Raw genomic sequence first — 15040 nt, forward strand, 5'->3', positions numbered from 1 at the left:
ATGAGCGCGGAGACGCCGGGGCGCGAGCCCCTTCGTTACACGATCCAGCAGCTCCTCAAGGTCATGGTCGACAAGGGGGCGAGCGACATGCACATCACGCGGAACTCGCCTCCGCTCCTGCGCATCGACGGCTCGGTCGTCCCGCTCAAGCTCCCGCCGCTGAACGACGAAGACACGAAGGAGCTCTGCTACTCGGTCCTCAGCGAGGATCAGAAGCTCGTCTTCGAGAAGAAGAACGAGCTCGACCTCTCGTTCGGCCTGTCGAGCATCTCCCGCTTCCGCGCGAACATCTTCATGCAGCGCGGCGCCGTCGCGGGCGCGTTCCGCCAGATCCCCTTCAAGATCCTGAGCTTCGACGATCTTGGCTTGCCGCCCGTGGCCTCCGAGATCGCCAACAAGCCACGCGGCCTCGTGCTGGTCACGGGACCGACCGGCTCCGGCAAGAGCACCACGCTCGCGAGCATCATCGACAAGGTGAACTCGGAGCAGCGCCTGCACATCATCACGGTCGAGGACCCGATCGAGTACATCCACAACCACAAGCTCTCGGTCGTGAACCAGCGCGAGGTCGGGGCCGACACGGCGTCGTTCAAGGACGCGCTCAAGTACATCCTCCGCCAGGATCCGGACGTCGTGCTCGTCGGCGAGATGCGTGATCTCGAGACCATCGAGGCCGCGCTGACGATCGCCGAGACGGGCCACCTCGTCTTCGCCACGCTGCACACGAACAGCGCGGTCTCCTCGATCAACCGCATCATCGACGTCTTCCCCGCGCATCAGCAGTCGCAGGTCCGCGCGCAGCTCAGCTTCACGCTCGCGGCCGTCATGACGCAGCAGCTCGTCCCCAAGATCGGCGGAGGCCGCACGCTCGCGCTCGAGGTCATGGTGCCGAACGCGGCCATCCGGAACCTCATCCGCGAGGACAAGCTCCACCAGATCTACTCGCAGATGCAGGTCGGCCAGGCAGGCAGCGGCATGCAGACGATGAACCAGTGCCTTCACGGGCTCTACCAGCGCCGTCTGATCTCGCTCGAAGACGCGCTCGCCCACGCCGGTGACATGGAGGAGCTGCGCGCCATGATCGAAGGGCGCGCCGTCCGCCGTGGCCCCGCGACCTGACGAGCCCGACGGATCCAGCCTCGCGCGCGAGGCGCCGAATCTCTCCCGTAAGAAACAAAGCAGGAATTTTGACACCCCACCGCCCGTTCAGTAGGGTAGGCGCCGCGATGCAAGGGCTCACCGAGCGCCAACAGCAGGTTCTGCATTACATCCGCCAATCCATCAACGAGCGGGGGTACCCGCCCACGCTGCGGGAGATCGGCGCGCACATGGGGATTCGCTCCACGAACGGGGTGAACGACCATCTGCGCGCGCTCGAGCGGAAGGGGTACTTGACGCGGGAGGACATGAAGAGCCGCGCCTTGCGGCCGAAGGACATGTCCGCCGCGAACGTTCGGGCAGACGAGCCGCTCGCGATGTCCGAGGCGCCCGAGGACGACATGCTCGAGGTCCCGGTCGTCGGCCGGATCGCCGCGGGCCTGCCGCTCCTCGCCGAGGAGCACGTCATCGACACGGTCCGCATCGATCGGATGCTCGTCCGTGGTGGCCGCGAGATCTTCGGCTTGAAGGTCACGGGCGACTCGATGATCGAGGCCGGCATCCTGAACGGCGACTACATCTTCGTGCGTCGCCAGCCCACGGCGCAGCGCGGTGAGATCGTGGTGGCGCTCATCGGGGACGAGGCGACGGTCAAGTACTACTTCCCCGAGAAGGACTACGTCCGGTTCCAGCCGGCGAACGCGAAGATGGCCCCCATCCTCGTGCGGGCCTCGGACTTCAAGCCGACGATGCTGCTCGGCGTCGTGGTCTCCGTCTTCCGCCGACTTTGACCGCGTCCCGCGCGCTCGCACACTGGCATTGACGCGCGGCGCGCACGCTTGGTAGCGTCCGGGGCACGGATGGGAGCGACGGATCGGTTCCGTCGTCGCTCCAGAAAGAACGCGATCGTGAAGGCGCACGTGCGGCGGTTCCGAATCGGGGTTTGGGGCGGAGGGCGCCAAGAGGCGACCCGGAGCCCCATGCGTGGAGCGTGGGTGCTGGCAGCGATGGGGGTTTTCTCCCTCGTCGGCGCGACCGGCTGTGGTGGCTCGATCTACGCGATCACCTCGAGCAGCGCTTCCTCGAAGCTCGAGACGGCGGAGGCGCTCGGCGCCGAGCGCTACGCGCCCTACGAGTTCTGGACCGCGAAGGAGCACCTTCACAAGGCCATGGAAGAGGCTTCGACGGCCGACTACGGCGACGCGATCAAGTTCGCGAACACGGCCGAAGAGTACGCCGAGAAGGCCATCGTTCTCGCGAAGCAGGCGCACGAGGGATCGGGCCGATGAAGAGCACGCGCGGCGCTACCAAGATGCAGAAGCCGGCGCGTCGTCCGGCGGATCGTTCGTACGGGCGCTGGGCGCTCCCGGCGCTCGTCGTCATGGCGATCGGTCAGGCCTCGTGCTCGCAGGTCTCCGTCATGCGCGGCGACATCGAGGGCCTCACGAAGGTCGCGGGGCAGGCTGAGCGCAACGGCGCGATCCGCTGCGCGCCGCGCGAGCTCGCGACGGCGAAGAGCCACCTCACGTTCGCGGAGACGGAGCTCGATCAGGGCTTCCTCTTCAAGGCGAAGGCGCACCTCGACATCGCGCGTGCAAACGCGCACGCGGCTTATGATCTCTCGCCGCCGCAGAAGTGCGCCGAGCGTGGCTTCGTCGAGGACGAGGCGCCGCCGCCGCCGCCCCCGCCGCCGCCGCCTCCCGGCGACTGCGACGGCGACGGGTACCTCGATCCGCAGGACACGAAGTGCCCGTGCGAGGCCGAGACGTGGAACGGCTTCCAGGACGAGGACGGCTGCCCCGACGATCCGGACACGGATGGCGACGGCATTCCGAACGCGAAGGACAGCTGCGTCCTCGTGCCGGAGGACAAGGACGGCTACCTGGACGACGATGGTTGTCCGGAGCTCGACAACGACCTCGACGGGATCCTCGACGACGCGGACAAGGATCCCTCGACGGGCAAGAGCTGCGCGAACGAGCCCGAGGATCCGGACGGGTACGAGGACGTCGACGGCTGCCCCGAGCCGGACAACGACAAGGACACGGTCCCGGATCTCGAGGACCAGTGCCCGAACGAGCCTGGCGTGGTGGGCGGCGACAAGCCTGGGTGCCCGAAGAAGCCTTCTCTCGTCATCGTGACGGAGAAGGAGATCAAGATCACCCAGCAGATCCACTTCGAGTTCGACAAGGACAAGATCAAGCCCGACAGCTACGCGATCCTCGACGCGGTGGCGCAAGTTCTTCAGGACAACCCGAAGATCAAGATCGAGATCCAGGGTCACACGGACAACAAGGGCGCAGCCGCGTACAACAAGAAACTTTCGGATCGCCGCGCCGCGGCCGTCTTGAAGTACCTCGTCGCGAAGGGTATCGACCCGAGCCGGCTCACGTCGCACGGCTACGGTATGGAGATCCCCATCGTTCCGAACACGACCGATCAAAATCGCGCGCTCAATCGACGCGTGCAATTTGTCCGGACCGAAGGTCAGAAGTAGAACCTCGGTACCGACCAGCCCTCCCCCATCGCTCCTCCCGGAGGACAGACCGCCGTGTATCTTCGTCCGTTTGGGTCGTTCGCTGCCTTTGCGCTTTCCGCCGTCATCATGGGTGGCCTCTGTAGCTACTCGGATACGGCCTTCGCGGCAGGCGAGAAGGACAAAGAGGCCCTCAAGCTCCACGACCAGGCGATGGACGAGGATTACCTCGCCGTCGAGTTCGACAAGGCCGAGAAAAAGCTCAAGGACGCGCTGAAGAAGTGCGGCGACGATGGTTGCAGCCCAAAGGTTCTGGGCAAGCTCCACGTCGCGCTCGGCACGGTCTATGGCGGCTCGAGCAAGCTCGACAAGGCCAAGGAAGAGTTCATCGAAGCCCTCAAGGCCGATCCTTCCGCCACGCTGATCGAGTCGCTCACCACGCCCGAGCTGACGAAGGCCTTCGAGGAGGCCAAGAAGCAGGCGAAGCCGAGCAAGCCCCCGTCGAAGCCCCCGCCGAGCAGCGAGGACGGCGGCGAGGACGGCGGCGACAAGCCCGGCGGCGACCTCGAGCACACGCCGATCGCGGAGCAGGCGGTCAACACGCCGGTGCCCGTGTTCATCGAGGTCGGCGAGGACGTCACGGTCGCGAAGGCGACGCTCCGGTACAAGCCGTTCGGCGCCTCGAAGTGGATCTCGCTGGAGATGCAGCGCGTCGGCAAGGGCTGGGGCGCGGAGATCCCGTGCGCGGACGTCACCACGACGGGCGACATCAAGTACTACATCGTGGTCACGGACGACGGCGGCGAGCAGCTCAAGGCGGGCTCGCAGAAGGATCCGTACCGCGTCCCGATCAAGCGTGATCTCGAAGGCGACGAGCCCTCGCTCCCGGGCAAGAAGCCCCCGAAGCAGTGCAAGGCGAAGGAAGACTGCCCGCCGGGCCTGCCGGGCTGCGAGAAAAAAGACGACCAAGAGAAGCGCGGCGAGAAGGGCTGGGGCGCGACCTGCGAGGCCGATCAAGAGTGCCAGGCCGGGCTCATCTGCCAGAACGGCCAGTGCGAAGAGGGCAAGCGCGAGGGCGGTGACAACGGCCCCGAGCCTGCCGGCAAGGGCAAGAAGAACATCATCGGGATCGGCGGCCAGCTCGACCTGATGCTGATCAACAGCGCCGAGAACGTCTGCTCCGGCGACAACGACACGTACTACTGCTTCTACCCCGGCGGCACCGATCGCTTCTTCGGCGATCCCATCTCGGCGCAGGGCACGAACGGCATCCAGGGCGGCTTCGCGCCGGCCGGCGGCCGCGTCTTCGCCTCGTACGATCGCGAGCTCGCCAAGATCGGCTCGGGCACGTTCGGCGCGGGCCTGCGCTTCGGCATCGCGTTCGGCGGGCATCCCTCGTCGGATCAGGCGCCGCCGAACGCGCTGCACCCCGAGATGGTCAACTTCCCGCCCATCCACGGCGAGCTGCGCGCCTGGTACTCGTTCATGGGCAGCCAGTTCGAGCAGGGTCAGATCCGTCCGTTCGGCTTCCTCGGCGTAGGCCTCGCGAAGGTCTCGGCGGCCGTGCCCGTCACCGTTTGCGACAAGCTGCTGAAGAACGGCGAGGACCCGATCGATCCGTCCGACGACTCCTGCCCCGGCAGCACGCCGGCGGTCAGCCGCGACCTCGACGCCTACCAGATCGCGGGCCTCAACTTCGTCTCGCTCGGCGCCGGCGCGACCTACGCCTTCACGCCGAACTTCGGCGTGACCGCCGAGATCAAGGCGATGTTCATGCTGACCACGTTCGCCGTGGTCATCGCGCCGTCCGTCGGCCCCGTCTTCGCGTTCTAGTCGTTCGTGCTTGGGGGCGTCGCTGCGCTCGCGCAGCTCTCGCCCCCAACCTACGCGCGACCGACCTCCTCCACAAAAATTCGTCCGTACACCAACGAACTTCGGTGCGCTGCGCCCTCCGCCAGCGAGCGCTAGAAGATCGTAGGTGAGCTACGAGAATTTCCAGATCGAGGTGATCGAGCTCGGCAGCCGCGGCGTTCGGCTCACGGTGGCCAACGTGGTCGCGCACTTGCGGACGCCGCCCGCGCACGTGCAGCGAGGACTCGACAGGATGGCTCGCGAGGGGCTGCTCGATCTCGAGGTCGACGAGAACGAAGGTTTTGTCGTCTACCGCGTCGTCGGGCTCTCCACGTCGGCGCCGCTCGCGCGCCGACGCGCCGCGAAGCCGAAGCCGAAGCCGATCGATAGCATCACGCCCGTGACGTACATGCGGCCGAGCCTGCAGGTGACCCCGCAGAAGAGCGTGACGCTCGCGGTCGTGCTCGGCGCGCTCATCCCGGGGATCGGGCTCGCCTACGCCGCGCCGCTGCGCGTGGTGCTCCCCGCGTCGCTGCTCGTGATCGTGTTCGGGAAGTTGCTCGCCCCGCTCTTGATCTTCGCGCCTCTGTTCTGGGTGTTCGCGATCGGCGTGTCCGCGCTCTTCGGCGGCCTCTACGCCATCCGCTACAACCAGGAAGGGCACCGCGCGCCGCTGCTCTCCTGAGATCAAAACGATCGCGCGACGCGCCACATCGAGGCTCGTGTCGTCCGCGCGCCGCGCCTTGTGAAGCCTGCGCGCGTAGCTACGAGAGGATCTGGAACAACGCCAGCAGCGTGCCTGCGTCGTGGTGCTCGAAGCGAATGCCGACGCGGGTGCGACGTCCGCCCGGCGTGCCGCGGCGGATCCAGGCGACGGTGCCGTTCAAGCGGAGCGGGTCCCATAACGACGGCGTCGTCACTTCCAGCGTGACGGACGTATCGGGGGTCAGCTCGTTTCCTGCGTTTGCAGAGATGTCACGTTCGAGGACCTCGATCCCGGCGCCGCCGAGGCCGAGGTCGCGGATGGTGACGCCGCGGGCGCGGCCCTCCTGGTCGAGGAGGGTCGCCTCGAGCTCCATGCGCTTTCGTCCGTGCGCGCGGAAGTGGTCCCGAACGGACATGCGGAAATGATATCTCTATCGTAGAGGCGACACATACGCGGGCCGCTCGATCCGCGGGATCGGCGAGCGAGCCCGAGCGTGCGGACGCCTCGGTGCAATCGAGGCACGGAAAACTTTTTCCGGCCGGAGGCCGTTACAACGTAGTTGGGTTTGTGTGCGACCTCAAGGTAACATCCGCGCCGCTGCTCGCGCCGGGGCAACCCGGAGCGACCCTTCGTTGATCGAGATGGGAGCTCTACCCTGATGGCTGAGGACACTCGTAAGGACCCGCGGGCGAAGGTGCTCTCGATGACCGTGCGCTACAAGAGCGCCACCGTCGACGAGTTCATCGAGAACCATTCACATGACGTGAGCAAGGGCGGCATCTTCATCAAGACGCCGTCGCCCTTCCCCCCGGGGACGCTGCTCAAGTTCGAGATCCGCATCCAGGAGGAGAAGTCCGTGCTGAGCGGCGTGGGCCGCGTCGTCTGGAAGCGCGATTCGGATCAGTCGACCGATGGGTCGCCCGGCGGCATGGGCGTGAAGTTCATCAAGATCGACGACGACTCGAAGGCGATGATCCAGCGCCTCGTCGACAACCAGAAGGGTGGCCCGAACGCCTACGACGCGGGCAAACCCGAAGGCACGAGCGACGACGGGGATGGAGCCGCGACGCCTGCGCCCGCTGCGGCCGCGTCGAAGACCGGTCCGCGCGCGTCGACGATGCTCGGGCTCGGCGCGGTCGGCGCCGCGGCGAAGGCCGCAGGCAAGCCGACGACGGGCGACGAGAAGAAGAGCGAGTCGAGCGGCGGCGGGGGATTCTTCCCGTCCACCACGCCCGAGCAGGACATGCCGCCGCCGGAGGAGCGCACCGTGATGCGCCAGGCCGCGGAGCTCCTGAAGCAAGCGCTCGCAGGCACGGGCAGCTCGCTCGACGACGTGAGCGGCGGCAAGATCGAGCTCGCCAAGGAAGCGCCGAAGGCCGAGGAGAAGAAGGCCGAGCCCAAGGCTGAGGAGAAGAAGGCCGAGGAGCCCAAGGCCGAAGCAAAGGCCGAAGAGCCCAAGGCCGAAGCAAAGGCCGAGGAGCCCAAGGCCGAAGAGCCCAAGGCCGAAGAGCCCAAGGCCGAAGAGCCCAAGGCCGAGGAGAAGGCCGAGGAGCCCAAGGCCGAAGCCAAGGCCGAGGAGCCCGAGGCCGAGGCCGAGGAGAAGAAGGCCGACTCCGAGAAGCCGGTCTCGAAGAAGTCCGAGACGAAGGCCGCGTCGACCACGAAGAAGAGCGAGGGCGACGATCGCCGCGAGGCGAAGACGGTCGACGTCCGCGGCACGAAGGCGAAGGCAGGGGAAGGCAAGAGCGGCGGCGCCAAGCCCAAGGCGGCCGCGGCGAAGGCAGCGCCTCCGCCCCCCGAGCCCGTCGAGGAGAGCAGCGGCGGCGGCGGCCGGATCCTCACGATCCTGCTCATCGCGGCGGCGATCGGCGGTGGCCTCTTCCTCGCGCTCGGCCAGAGCAAGAACGAGACGCCGCCCCCGCCCACCCCGCAGGTCCAGCCGACGGTCAAGCCCGAGGTCAAGGCCACGCCGACGACCGCGCCGACCCCGGAGGTCGTGCCCGCGGCCTCGGCGTCAGCGGCGCCGGAGCCTTCGTCCTCGGCGAACGCAGCGCCCTCCACGACGGCGAGCGCAGCAGCGCCTCCCGCGTCGGCGGCGCCCGCCGCGGAGCCTCCGAAGACGGAGACGAAGACGGAGCCCAAGGCAGAGCCGAAAGCCGAGCCCAAGGCAGAGCCGAAGCCCACGGCGGCGCCTGCCGAGACCGAGAAGCCGAAGCCGCCGCCCCCGGCGCCCAAGCCCCCCTCGGGCGGCGACGACTACGAGTGATCCCCGTGAGGCGGCTGTGAGCCGGCCGCCCGCGGTTCACGCAATCCCCTCACCCTCCCCTTCCGATTCCTCCTCGCGACCCCGTGCCCGCTCGCGCTTCGCAGCGCGGGCGGACGCATCGTGTCCATCCGTTAGCGCGACGTCGAGCTGCTTGGTGCGCGCCGCGTCTCGCCCGTATCATGCGGACCTGAATGAGCGGCGCTGGGTCGTCGGGTTCCAGGCAGGGCGCAGAGCGCGGCGTGATCGCCGAGGCAGCCACGTTGTACGCGCCGGCATTGCCCGGACAGGCGCCGCGCGCGCGGCCTGCGCCGCCAACGCGCCGAGGCGTACAAGCGGTCATCCTCGCAGGCGTGGGGCTCGTGTGCGTCGTGGGGATCGTCGTGCTCGCGGTCATGTTGCGCGGCACGGGGCCGATCGACGCGCTCGAGCAGAGTTCGTCCGTGGCGGAGATGAGTGACGCAGGTTCGGCGCAGGATGCAGCGCCGGTGATCGCGGCGTCGACGCCGGTCGTGACGAAGGAGCCGACGCCAGCGGCAAACGATCACGCATCGGCGGAGGAGCTCAGCGCAGCGCGGGAGAAGGGCCCGGCTGCGCTCGCGACGCTCGCGGAGCGGTATCCCGAGGATCCCGCGGTGCTCAAGGCGCTCGTCAGTGCGTACACGCGCGACAAGGCGAACTACGCCAAGTCGATGACGACCGTGCGCAAGCTCCTCGCAGTCGCGCCGGACATGGCGCGAGATCCGGACGTCAAGCAGGCGCTCTTGCTCGTGGCGAACGGGCCGGTGGACGTCGCGGCGACGGCACTCGACATCATGGGGAAGGAGATGGGCGCGCGTGGCCCCGAGCTGCTCTACGAGCTCCTCAGCGCGTCAGGGCTCGGCAAGTTTCCGAAGGAGCGCGCGACGAGGTTGTTCACGGATCCCCAGGTCAAGGAGATCGCCGGGCCTGGGCTCCTCATCGCAAACGATCTTCGCGCGGCGACGGGTTGTGATCGCAAGAAGCTCTTCGCGCGCGCGGCCAAGGAAGGCGACGACCGCGCCCTCGCGCACCTGAAGCCGCTCCTGGCGACGAAAGGCTGTAGCTGGCACCGCCAGACCGACTGCTTCGCGTGCCTCGGCGATCGCAAGGACCTTCGCGCGACGATCGATGCGATCACGAAGCGCGTGGAGCAGGCGAGCGCTTCGGGTAACTGAGCGGGGGCTCGCTTCGCAGCGGCAGCGCCGGGGTTTCACCCCGGACCCGACGAGGGGTTGTCCACCCCTCGACCCGGACCAGGGCCAGCCCTGGACCTTTGATGCATCAACCGCGATGCGGTTGATGCAGAAGAGTATTGCTTGGTGCCTCGCGAGGGCTCCCGGAGGAGCAAGATCAACGAGGCTGGGTGCGGGGTGGGCGCAACAGGATTTGAACCTGTGACTTCATCCGTGTGAAGGATGCACTCTACCGCTGAGTTATGCGCCCATTCGAGAGTTTGGCGGGGCGTGGGTCACGCCTTGCGCCGCGGCTCGACGACGGCGACATGACTAGCTCAAGCCATGTCGTTCGACAAGTGTTTTGATGATGGGGACGCTCGGAAGTTTCAGCCGCCGCCGCGGGCCGCGGTGACGGCCGCGCGGATCGCCTCGATCCCGCCGTCGATGTCGCTCTCCGAGCAAGCGTACGAGAACCGCACGTAGCCCGGCGCGCCAAAGGGCGTGCCCGCCACGCTCGCGACGTGCGCCTCTTCGAGCAGCCACATCGCGACGTCGAGGTCGGTCTGGATCGTGCCGCTCTTGTACGGAATGCCGTAGAGGCCCCGGACATCGGCGAACGCGTAGAAAGCCCCTTCGGGCATCCTACAGCGCACGCCGGGGATGCTGCGCAGGCCCTCGACCATCCGATCGCGGCGCTTCGCAAAGGCGTCGCGCATGTCGCGCACCGCGTCCTGCGGGCCCGAGAGCGCGGCGGCGGCCGCGACCTGCGCGACGGCGGCCGCGTTCGTCGTGCTCTGGCTCTGCACGATGTCGAGCACCTTCGAAAGCTCCGGCGGCGTGATGCTCCAGCCGATACGCCATCCCGTCATCGCGTACGTCTTGCTCACGCCCGAGATCACGATCGTACGGCTCCGTAGATCCTCGGCGATCGCGGGCACCGACACGTGGCGGAAGCCGTCGTAGGTGAGGTCAGCGTAGATCTCGTCGACGACGAGCCAGAGGTCGTGGCGGCGCACGACGTCGAGCAGGGCGCGCAGATCCGACTCCGCGTAGGCCGAGCCCGTGGGGTTCGAGGGCGTGCAGAGGATGATGGCCTTCGTGCGCTCGGTGATCGCGCGCTCGAGCGACGCGGCATCCATGCGGAAGCCCTGGTCCTCGCGCGTTTCGACGATCACGGGCGTGGCGCCGACGATGCGGACCTGTTCGGGGTAGCTCACCCAGTACGGCGCGGGGATCACGACCTCGTCGCCGGGCTCGTAGAGGCCGAGGGCCACGTTGAAGAGCGCGTGCTTCGCGCCGCACGACACCGTGATCTCGTTCGGCGCGGGGCGGTAGCCGCGGTCGCGCTCGGTGGCCGCGCAGATGGCGGCCTTGAGCTCGGGCGTACCCGTGACGGCCGTGTAGTGCGAGACGCCCTTGTCGATGGCGGCCTGCGCGGCGTCGAGCACGTGGCGCGGCGGTTCGAAGTCGGGCTCCCCGACGCTGAAGGGGTAGACCTTGTAGCCCTGGCTGCGCAGGCGAGCGGCCTGAGCGGCCATCGCGAGCGTCGCGCTCGGGGCCACGGCGGAGAGACGATCAGCGAGCTTTCGAGGCATCTCTAGGGGACCCTTCTCACCTGAACTACGTGCCTTTCCTTGCCGACGCAAGCGGACAGACGGGCTCTCGATTCGCTCCCGTTCGCGCGAGGATCATCTCGTGGATCTCCGGCCCCTCCGTCCGGTGCACGTGCCGCGTCCGGAAGCCAAACGGCTCGTAGAACCCCATGGCATCCCGCGTGCGCAGGAGCACCGTCTCCGCGCTGCGCACCGCCGGGTGATCCAGGAGCAGCCGCATCAGCGCGCGGCCGAGCCCGCGGCCCCGCCACGCGTCGTGGACGATCACGTCGTAAATCCAGGCACGCCGTGCGCCGTCCGCGATCGCCCGCGCCGTTCCCACGAGCGTGCCCGAACGATCCCGCGCGCCGACCCAGGCGGACGAACCAAGCAAGCTTTTCCGGATGCGCTCGGCCGTCGTGTCCACGCACCAGTACGTACCGATCAGGAGGGCCGTCGCCGCGTCGGCATCCCCTTCCCCCATCGCACACACGAGCGTCGCGTCCGCGGGCGCTTCGAGGAACGACGGCACCGCGACGGCGGGGTTTGACGCGCGCACGAGATCAACCGCCGCGACGTCGCCCGGCGCGCCCCGCGCCCACAGCAGATCGAGGAGACGACCGACCTCCACGGGCGTGCGGTTCTGCCCGAGCTTCGCTTTTCCATCGAGTCGTTCGAGCGAGACGCCGAGCACGAGCACGCCCGCGATGGCCTTCTTGTAGAGCGGATGCTCGGCGTCGATCGGCACGTAGCCGCCCTCGGGCTGGTACTTCTTCATGAGCGCCGCGAGCATCTCGGCCTTCCGGTGCGGCGCCTCGATGCGCTCGATCGTGCCGTGCACCTGCACGCTGCGGTAGAGTGTGGTGGCCGGACAGGCGCGCTCTGGATCGACGAAATAACTCGGGATCGAGGCGACGATCTCCTCGGCCGAGATCACCGCGCGCCTGCCGAGGACGTCCATCTTCTCGCCGGCGGGCGCGCCGTGAAAGAGCAGGTGATCGCCCACGACGACGCCGTGCACCACGCGCAGCACGGGCTCGCCCTCAGGCGTCGTCGAGGCGAGGTGCACCACGGGCGCGCGCACGAGCAGCGCTGCCGCGCTCGTGCGATCCATTCGTAAGATCTCCCTACGCATGGCCGGAGGGTGGGCCGGAGCTGGTACCCCGAGAAGGACCAGTTCCGAGAAATCGGGTAGACCAGTCGGGTGCGCGAGTATCCCTTCGAGCTTGCCCTGGATCCCTCCCCCGACGTCCCGCTCTTCGTGCAGATCACGCGCACCCTGATCGAGGACATCCGCCGCGGGAGGCTCCGGCCCGGCGCCGCGCTCCCGGGCAGCCGCGCGCTCGCGCGATCCCTCGGCGTCCATCGCAACACCGTGGTCGCGGCGTACCGCGAGCTCGCCGCGCAAGGCTGGGTCGAGACCCGCAGCGCGACGATGACGTACGTCTCCACCACGATGCCCGACGTCCCACGGCGCCGCGCCTCGACTGCCACGCCCGGCACGATCGCGGCGCGCGCTGGCTTTGAGCTCCCGGCGCGTGTCTCTGCCGCAGGCTGGGCGACCGAGGCCCCACCCGACGCGATCGTGTTCTCCGGGGGCATGCCGGATCTGCGGCTCCTGCCCACCGAGGTGCTCGCGCGTGCGTACCGGCGTGTGCTGCGTGGATCGGCACGACGTCTCTTCGAGTACGGCGACGCGCGCGGGGACGAACGGCTTCGTGCGGCGCTCGCGGACATGCTCGCGTCCGTGCGAGGCCTCGGCGCGACGGCAGGGGACGTGCTCGTCACGCGTGGCAGCCAGATGGCGCTCGATCTCTGCGCACGCGCGTTGCTCGGGCCCGGCGACGTGGTCGCGGTGGAGGCGCTCGGATATCGCCCCGCGTGGGAAGCGCTCGCGCAGACGGGCGCGCGCCTCGTCCCGCTCCCCGTCGACGCAGAGGGGCTCTCGATCGACGCACTCGCCGCGCTCGTCGCCCGCGAACCCGTGCGCGCCGTCTACGTCACGCCGCATCACCAGTACCCGTCAACGGCCCTGCTCTCGCCGGCGCGCCGCATCCGCCTCCTCGATCTCGCGCGTACGCACCGCATGGCGATCCTCGAAGACGACTACGATCACGAGTTCCACTACGACGGCCGCCCGGTCTTGCCGCTCGCGAGCGCCGATCGCGCAGGCGTCGTCGTCTACATCGGCACACTTTCGAAAATTCTCGCGCCGGGCCTGCGCATCGGCTTCGTCGTCGCGCCCGCGCCGCTCGTGGAGCGCCTCGCCGCGATTCGCACGTTCGTCGATCGGCAAGGCGATCTCGCGCTCGAACGCGCCGTGGCCGAGCTGCTCGAAGACGGCGAGGTGCAACGCCACGCGCGCCGCATGCGCCGCATCTACCAGGCGCGGCGCGACATCCTCACGGAGGCGCTGCGGAGCAGCCTCGGCGACGCGGTCGAGCTCGCTCCGCCGCCTGGCGGCATGGCCATGTGGGTCCGTGTCGCGCCTGGGCTCGACGTCGACGCCTGGGCCGAGCGCGCCCTCGCTCGGGGCGTCGTCATCCACCCTGCACGCCGCTTCGCCTTCGACGGCCGCTCGCGCCCCTTCTTCCGGGCTGGCTTCGCCGCGCTCGACGAGCGCGAGATCCACGAGGGCGTCGCGCGCCTCCGCGCGGCCCTGCCCACGAAGCGCGCCACGCGGGCCGCTTCATGAAGTGCTTATCTACTTGTTCTGCGCCGCCGGCTCTTCTTTGCCCGGCGTCACGTCGACGCCCGGCTTCTTCTCGTCGTGCTTGATCGAGTAACGCACGAGCGCGCGAAGAATGTCGTTGCGGCTCACGTTGCCGACGATCGCTTTGACGTCCTCGTAAATCGAGGGATCCACGAGCAGCGCGCCCACGGTTCCCTTGCCCTTGCGCACGTCGGCGACGATCGCCCGCAAATCCGCGGTCATCGCCGTGACGTTCGCCAGGGCCTCGGCGCCGTTGCCCTTGCCGCCGTAGAGCACGTCGTGCGCGAAGCTGTCGCTCTCGCGGATGCCCTTGAGCGTGGACGCGACCTCGCCCGCCGCCGCGCCGAACTGCGCGATCTCCTTCTGCGGGCCGTCGCCGTAGATCACGTCGTGCGCGAAGCCGGGCCCCGACTTCACGCGCGTCACCACGCCGCGCACCTCGGCCAACGTGAGCGCGAGCTCCGCGCTCGCCCGATCGAGGTTCTGCAGCGTGCGCGAGATGCGCTCGGCTTCCTCTTTGTCCGTCAGGAACTTCCTCGGGTAGCCATCCCCCTCGGCCACGTCCTTGAGCAGCTTGTTCATCGACGACACGCTGCCGCGCAGATCCTGGTGCAAGCGTTCGTCCGCGAGGCTCTCGCTCATCTTCGAGATGTTGCCGAGCGCCGCGTCGGCCTTCGACGTCATGCCCTGCGCGATGCCCATCAGATCCGTGGGCTCCTCGCTCAGGATCTCGCCGCCCGGGGGCACGGCCTCCGGCGATTTGCCCTTCGAGATCTCGATCATCTTGTCGCCGAGCAGGCCCTTCGCGGCGACACGCGCCACGCTGTCCTTGCGGATGCGCTCGGCCTCGGCCTTCACGACGTCGAGCTCGACGTACACGACGGCCTCCGCCTGGCCCGGCCGGTAGCCGACCTTCTTCACATTTCCGATGTCGATGCCGCCCATGCGAACCGGCGCGCCGGGCTTGAGGCCCTGCACGTCCGAGAACGTCGTCGTGAACTTCACCGACGAGCTGAAGAAACGCCGCTCATCGCCGATCAAGAAGATCACGAGCGCGGAGAAGAGCAGTCCCGCCAGCACGAAGAGCCCGACCTTGACGTCGCGCGACCTGTTCATCTGCTCCCCCATATTGCGCGAAGAAGCGC

13 protein-coding genes and 1 tRNA gene are annotated in these 15040 nt (G+C 68.4%); 9 read left to right on the plus strand and 5 right to left on the minus strand.

Translation table 11 applies throughout. The features are described 5' to 3' along the window. The 6 genes from POL67_RS31770 (at nucleotide 1) to POL67_RS31795 (ending at nucleotide 6110) form a co-directional block, all read left to right on the plus strand. Complete coding sequence (locus tag POL67_RS31770) at nucleotides 1–1119, plus strand: type IV pilus twitching motility protein PilT (protein ID WP_271923966.1); 1119 nt, start codon at nucleotides 1–3, stop codon at nucleotides 1117–1119. A 107-nt stretch (nucleotides 1120–1226) separates the two neighbouring features. Further along, a complete protein-coding gene (lexA, locus tag POL67_RS31775) occupies nucleotides 1227–1889 on the plus strand; it encodes a transcriptional repressor LexA (RefSeq protein ID WP_271923968.1) in 663 nt (220 codons plus the stop codon). A 216-nt stretch (nucleotides 1890–2105) separates the two neighbouring features. Further along, nucleotides 2106–2387 (plus strand): DUF4398 domain-containing protein, encoded by a 282-nt coding sequence (locus tag POL67_RS31780; RefSeq protein WP_271923969.1) that lies wholly within the window; start codon nucleotides 2106–2108, stop codon nucleotides 2385–2387. After that, the gene (locus POL67_RS31785; RefSeq protein ID WP_271923971.1) at nucleotides 2384–3595 is read left to right on the plus strand and encodes an OmpA family protein; all 1212 of its coding nucleotides are present in this window, start codon (nucleotides 2384–2386) and stop codon (nucleotides 3593–3595) included. The genes POL67_RS31780 and POL67_RS31785 overlap by 4 nt, the downstream gene beginning before the upstream one ends. A gap of 54 nt (nucleotides 3596–3649) precedes the next feature. Beyond that, nucleotides 3650–5407 carry an early set domain-containing protein gene (locus POL67_RS31790; RefSeq protein ID WP_271923974.1) on the plus strand — a complete coding sequence of 586 codons (1758 nt, stop codon included), beginning with the start codon at nucleotides 3650–3652 and terminating at the stop codon, nucleotides 5405–5407. A 145-nt stretch (nucleotides 5408–5552) separates the two neighbouring features. After that, nucleotides 5553–6110, plus strand: a complete 558-nt coding sequence (locus POL67_RS31795; protein ID WP_271923976.1) for a hypothetical protein — start codon at nucleotides 5553–5555, stop codon at nucleotides 6108–6110. A gap of 79 nt (nucleotides 6111–6189) precedes the next feature. Here POL67_RS31795 and POL67_RS31800 read toward each other — a convergent pair whose 3' ends face one another. Then, nucleotides 6190–6546, minus strand: a complete 357-nt coding sequence (locus tag POL67_RS31800) for a PilZ domain-containing protein (protein WP_271923978.1) — start codon at nucleotides 6544–6546, stop codon at nucleotides 6190–6192. A 243-nt stretch (nucleotides 6547–6789) separates the two neighbouring features. Here POL67_RS31800 and POL67_RS31805 point away from each other — a divergent pair, with 243 nt between their 5' ends. Both POL67_RS31805 and POL67_RS31810 read left to right on the plus strand, forming a co-directional pair. After that, nucleotides 6790–8397, plus strand: a complete 1608-nt coding sequence (locus POL67_RS31805) for a TIGR02266 family protein (protein WP_271923980.1) — start codon at nucleotides 6790–6792, stop codon at nucleotides 8395–8397. 191 nt (nucleotides 8398–8588) lie between these two features. Continuing rightward, on the plus strand, nucleotides 8589–9590 hold the full coding sequence (locus tag POL67_RS31810) for a hypothetical protein (RefSeq protein WP_271923982.1): 1002 nt from the start codon (nucleotides 8589–8591) through the stop codon (nucleotides 9588–9590). Nucleotides 9591–9786: 196 nt separating this feature from the next. On the opposite strand, the gene POL67_RS31815 is transcribed toward POL67_RS31810, so the two are convergent. From POL67_RS31815 to POL67_RS31825, 3 genes are all read right to left on the minus strand, one after another. After that, a tRNA-Val gene (locus tag POL67_RS31815) sits at nucleotides 9787–9858 on the minus strand. Between the two features lie 118 nt (nucleotides 9859–9976). Beyond that, on the minus strand, nucleotides 9977–11185 hold the full coding sequence (locus POL67_RS31820; protein WP_271923984.1) for a pyridoxal phosphate-dependent aminotransferase: 1209 nt from the start codon (nucleotides 11183–11185) through the stop codon (nucleotides 9977–9979). 25 nt (nucleotides 11186–11210) lie between these two features. Then, nucleotides 11211–12296: a GNAT family N-acetyltransferase gene (locus POL67_RS31825; protein ID WP_271923986.1), complete on the minus strand. Its 1086-nt coding sequence runs from the start codon at nucleotides 12294–12296 to the stop codon at nucleotides 11211–11213. Between the two features lie 90 nt (nucleotides 12297–12386). Between POL67_RS31825 and pdxR the strand changes: the two genes are divergently transcribed. Then, on the plus strand, nucleotides 12387–13877 hold the full coding sequence (gene pdxR, locus POL67_RS31830) for a MocR-like pyridoxine biosynthesis transcription factor PdxR (protein ID WP_271923989.1): 1491 nt from the start codon (nucleotides 12387–12389) through the stop codon (nucleotides 13875–13877). 9 nt (nucleotides 13878–13886) lie between these two features. On the opposite strand, the gene POL67_RS31835 is transcribed toward pdxR, so the two are convergent. After that, nucleotides 13887–15011, minus strand: coding sequence for an MlaD family protein (locus POL67_RS31835; RefSeq protein WP_271923991.1), 1125 nt, complete (start codon nucleotides 15009–15011; stop codon nucleotides 13887–13889). Nucleotides 15012–15040 lie beyond the last annotated feature (29 nt).

The sequence above is a fragment of the Polyangium mundeleinium genome, assembly GCF_028369105.1.
Taxonomy (GTDB): Bacteria; Myxococcota_A; Polyangia; order Polyangiales; family Polyangiaceae; genus Polyangium; species Polyangium mundeleinium.

Bases quoted from the DNA above. Each gene is read 5' to 3' on its own strand.
- POL67_RS31770 (WP_271923966.1), top strand. From the start codon at position 1: ATGAGCGCGGAGACGCCGGGGCGCGAGCCCCTTCGTTACACGATCCAG.
- lexA (WP_271923968.1), top strand. From the start codon at position 1,227: ATGCAAGGGCTCACCGAGCGCCAACAGCAGGTTCTGCATTACATCCGC.
- POL67_RS31780 (WP_271923969.1), top strand. From the start codon at position 2,106: ATGGGGGTTTTCTCCCTCGTCGGCGCGACCGGCTGTGGTGGCTCGATC.
- POL67_RS31785 (WP_271923971.1), top strand. From the start codon at position 2,384: ATGAAGAGCACGCGCGGCGCTACCAAGATGCAGAAGCCGGCGCGTCGT.
- POL67_RS31800 (WP_271923978.1), bottom strand. From the start codon at position 6,546: ATGTCCGTTCGGGACCACTTCCGCGCGCACGGACGAAAGCGCATGGAG.
- POL67_RS31805 (WP_271923980.1), top strand. From the start codon at position 6,790: ATGGCTGAGGACACTCGTAAGGACCCGCGGGCGAAGGTGCTCTCGATG.
- POL67_RS31810 (WP_271923982.1), top strand. From the start codon at position 8,589: ATGAGCGGCGCTGGGTCGTCGGGTTCCAGGCAGGGCGCAGAGCGCGGC.
- POL67_RS31820 (WP_271923984.1), bottom strand. From the start codon at position 11,185: ATGCCTCGAAAGCTCGCTGATCGTCTCTCCGCCGTGGCCCCGAGCGCG.
- POL67_RS31825 (WP_271923986.1), bottom strand. From the start codon at position 12,296: ATGGATCGCACGAGCGCGGCAGCGCTGCTCGTGCGCGCGCCCGTGGTG.
- POL67_RS31835 (WP_271923991.1), bottom strand. From the start codon at position 15,011: ATGAACAGGTCGCGCGACGTCAAGGTCGGGCTCTTCGTGCTGGCGGGA.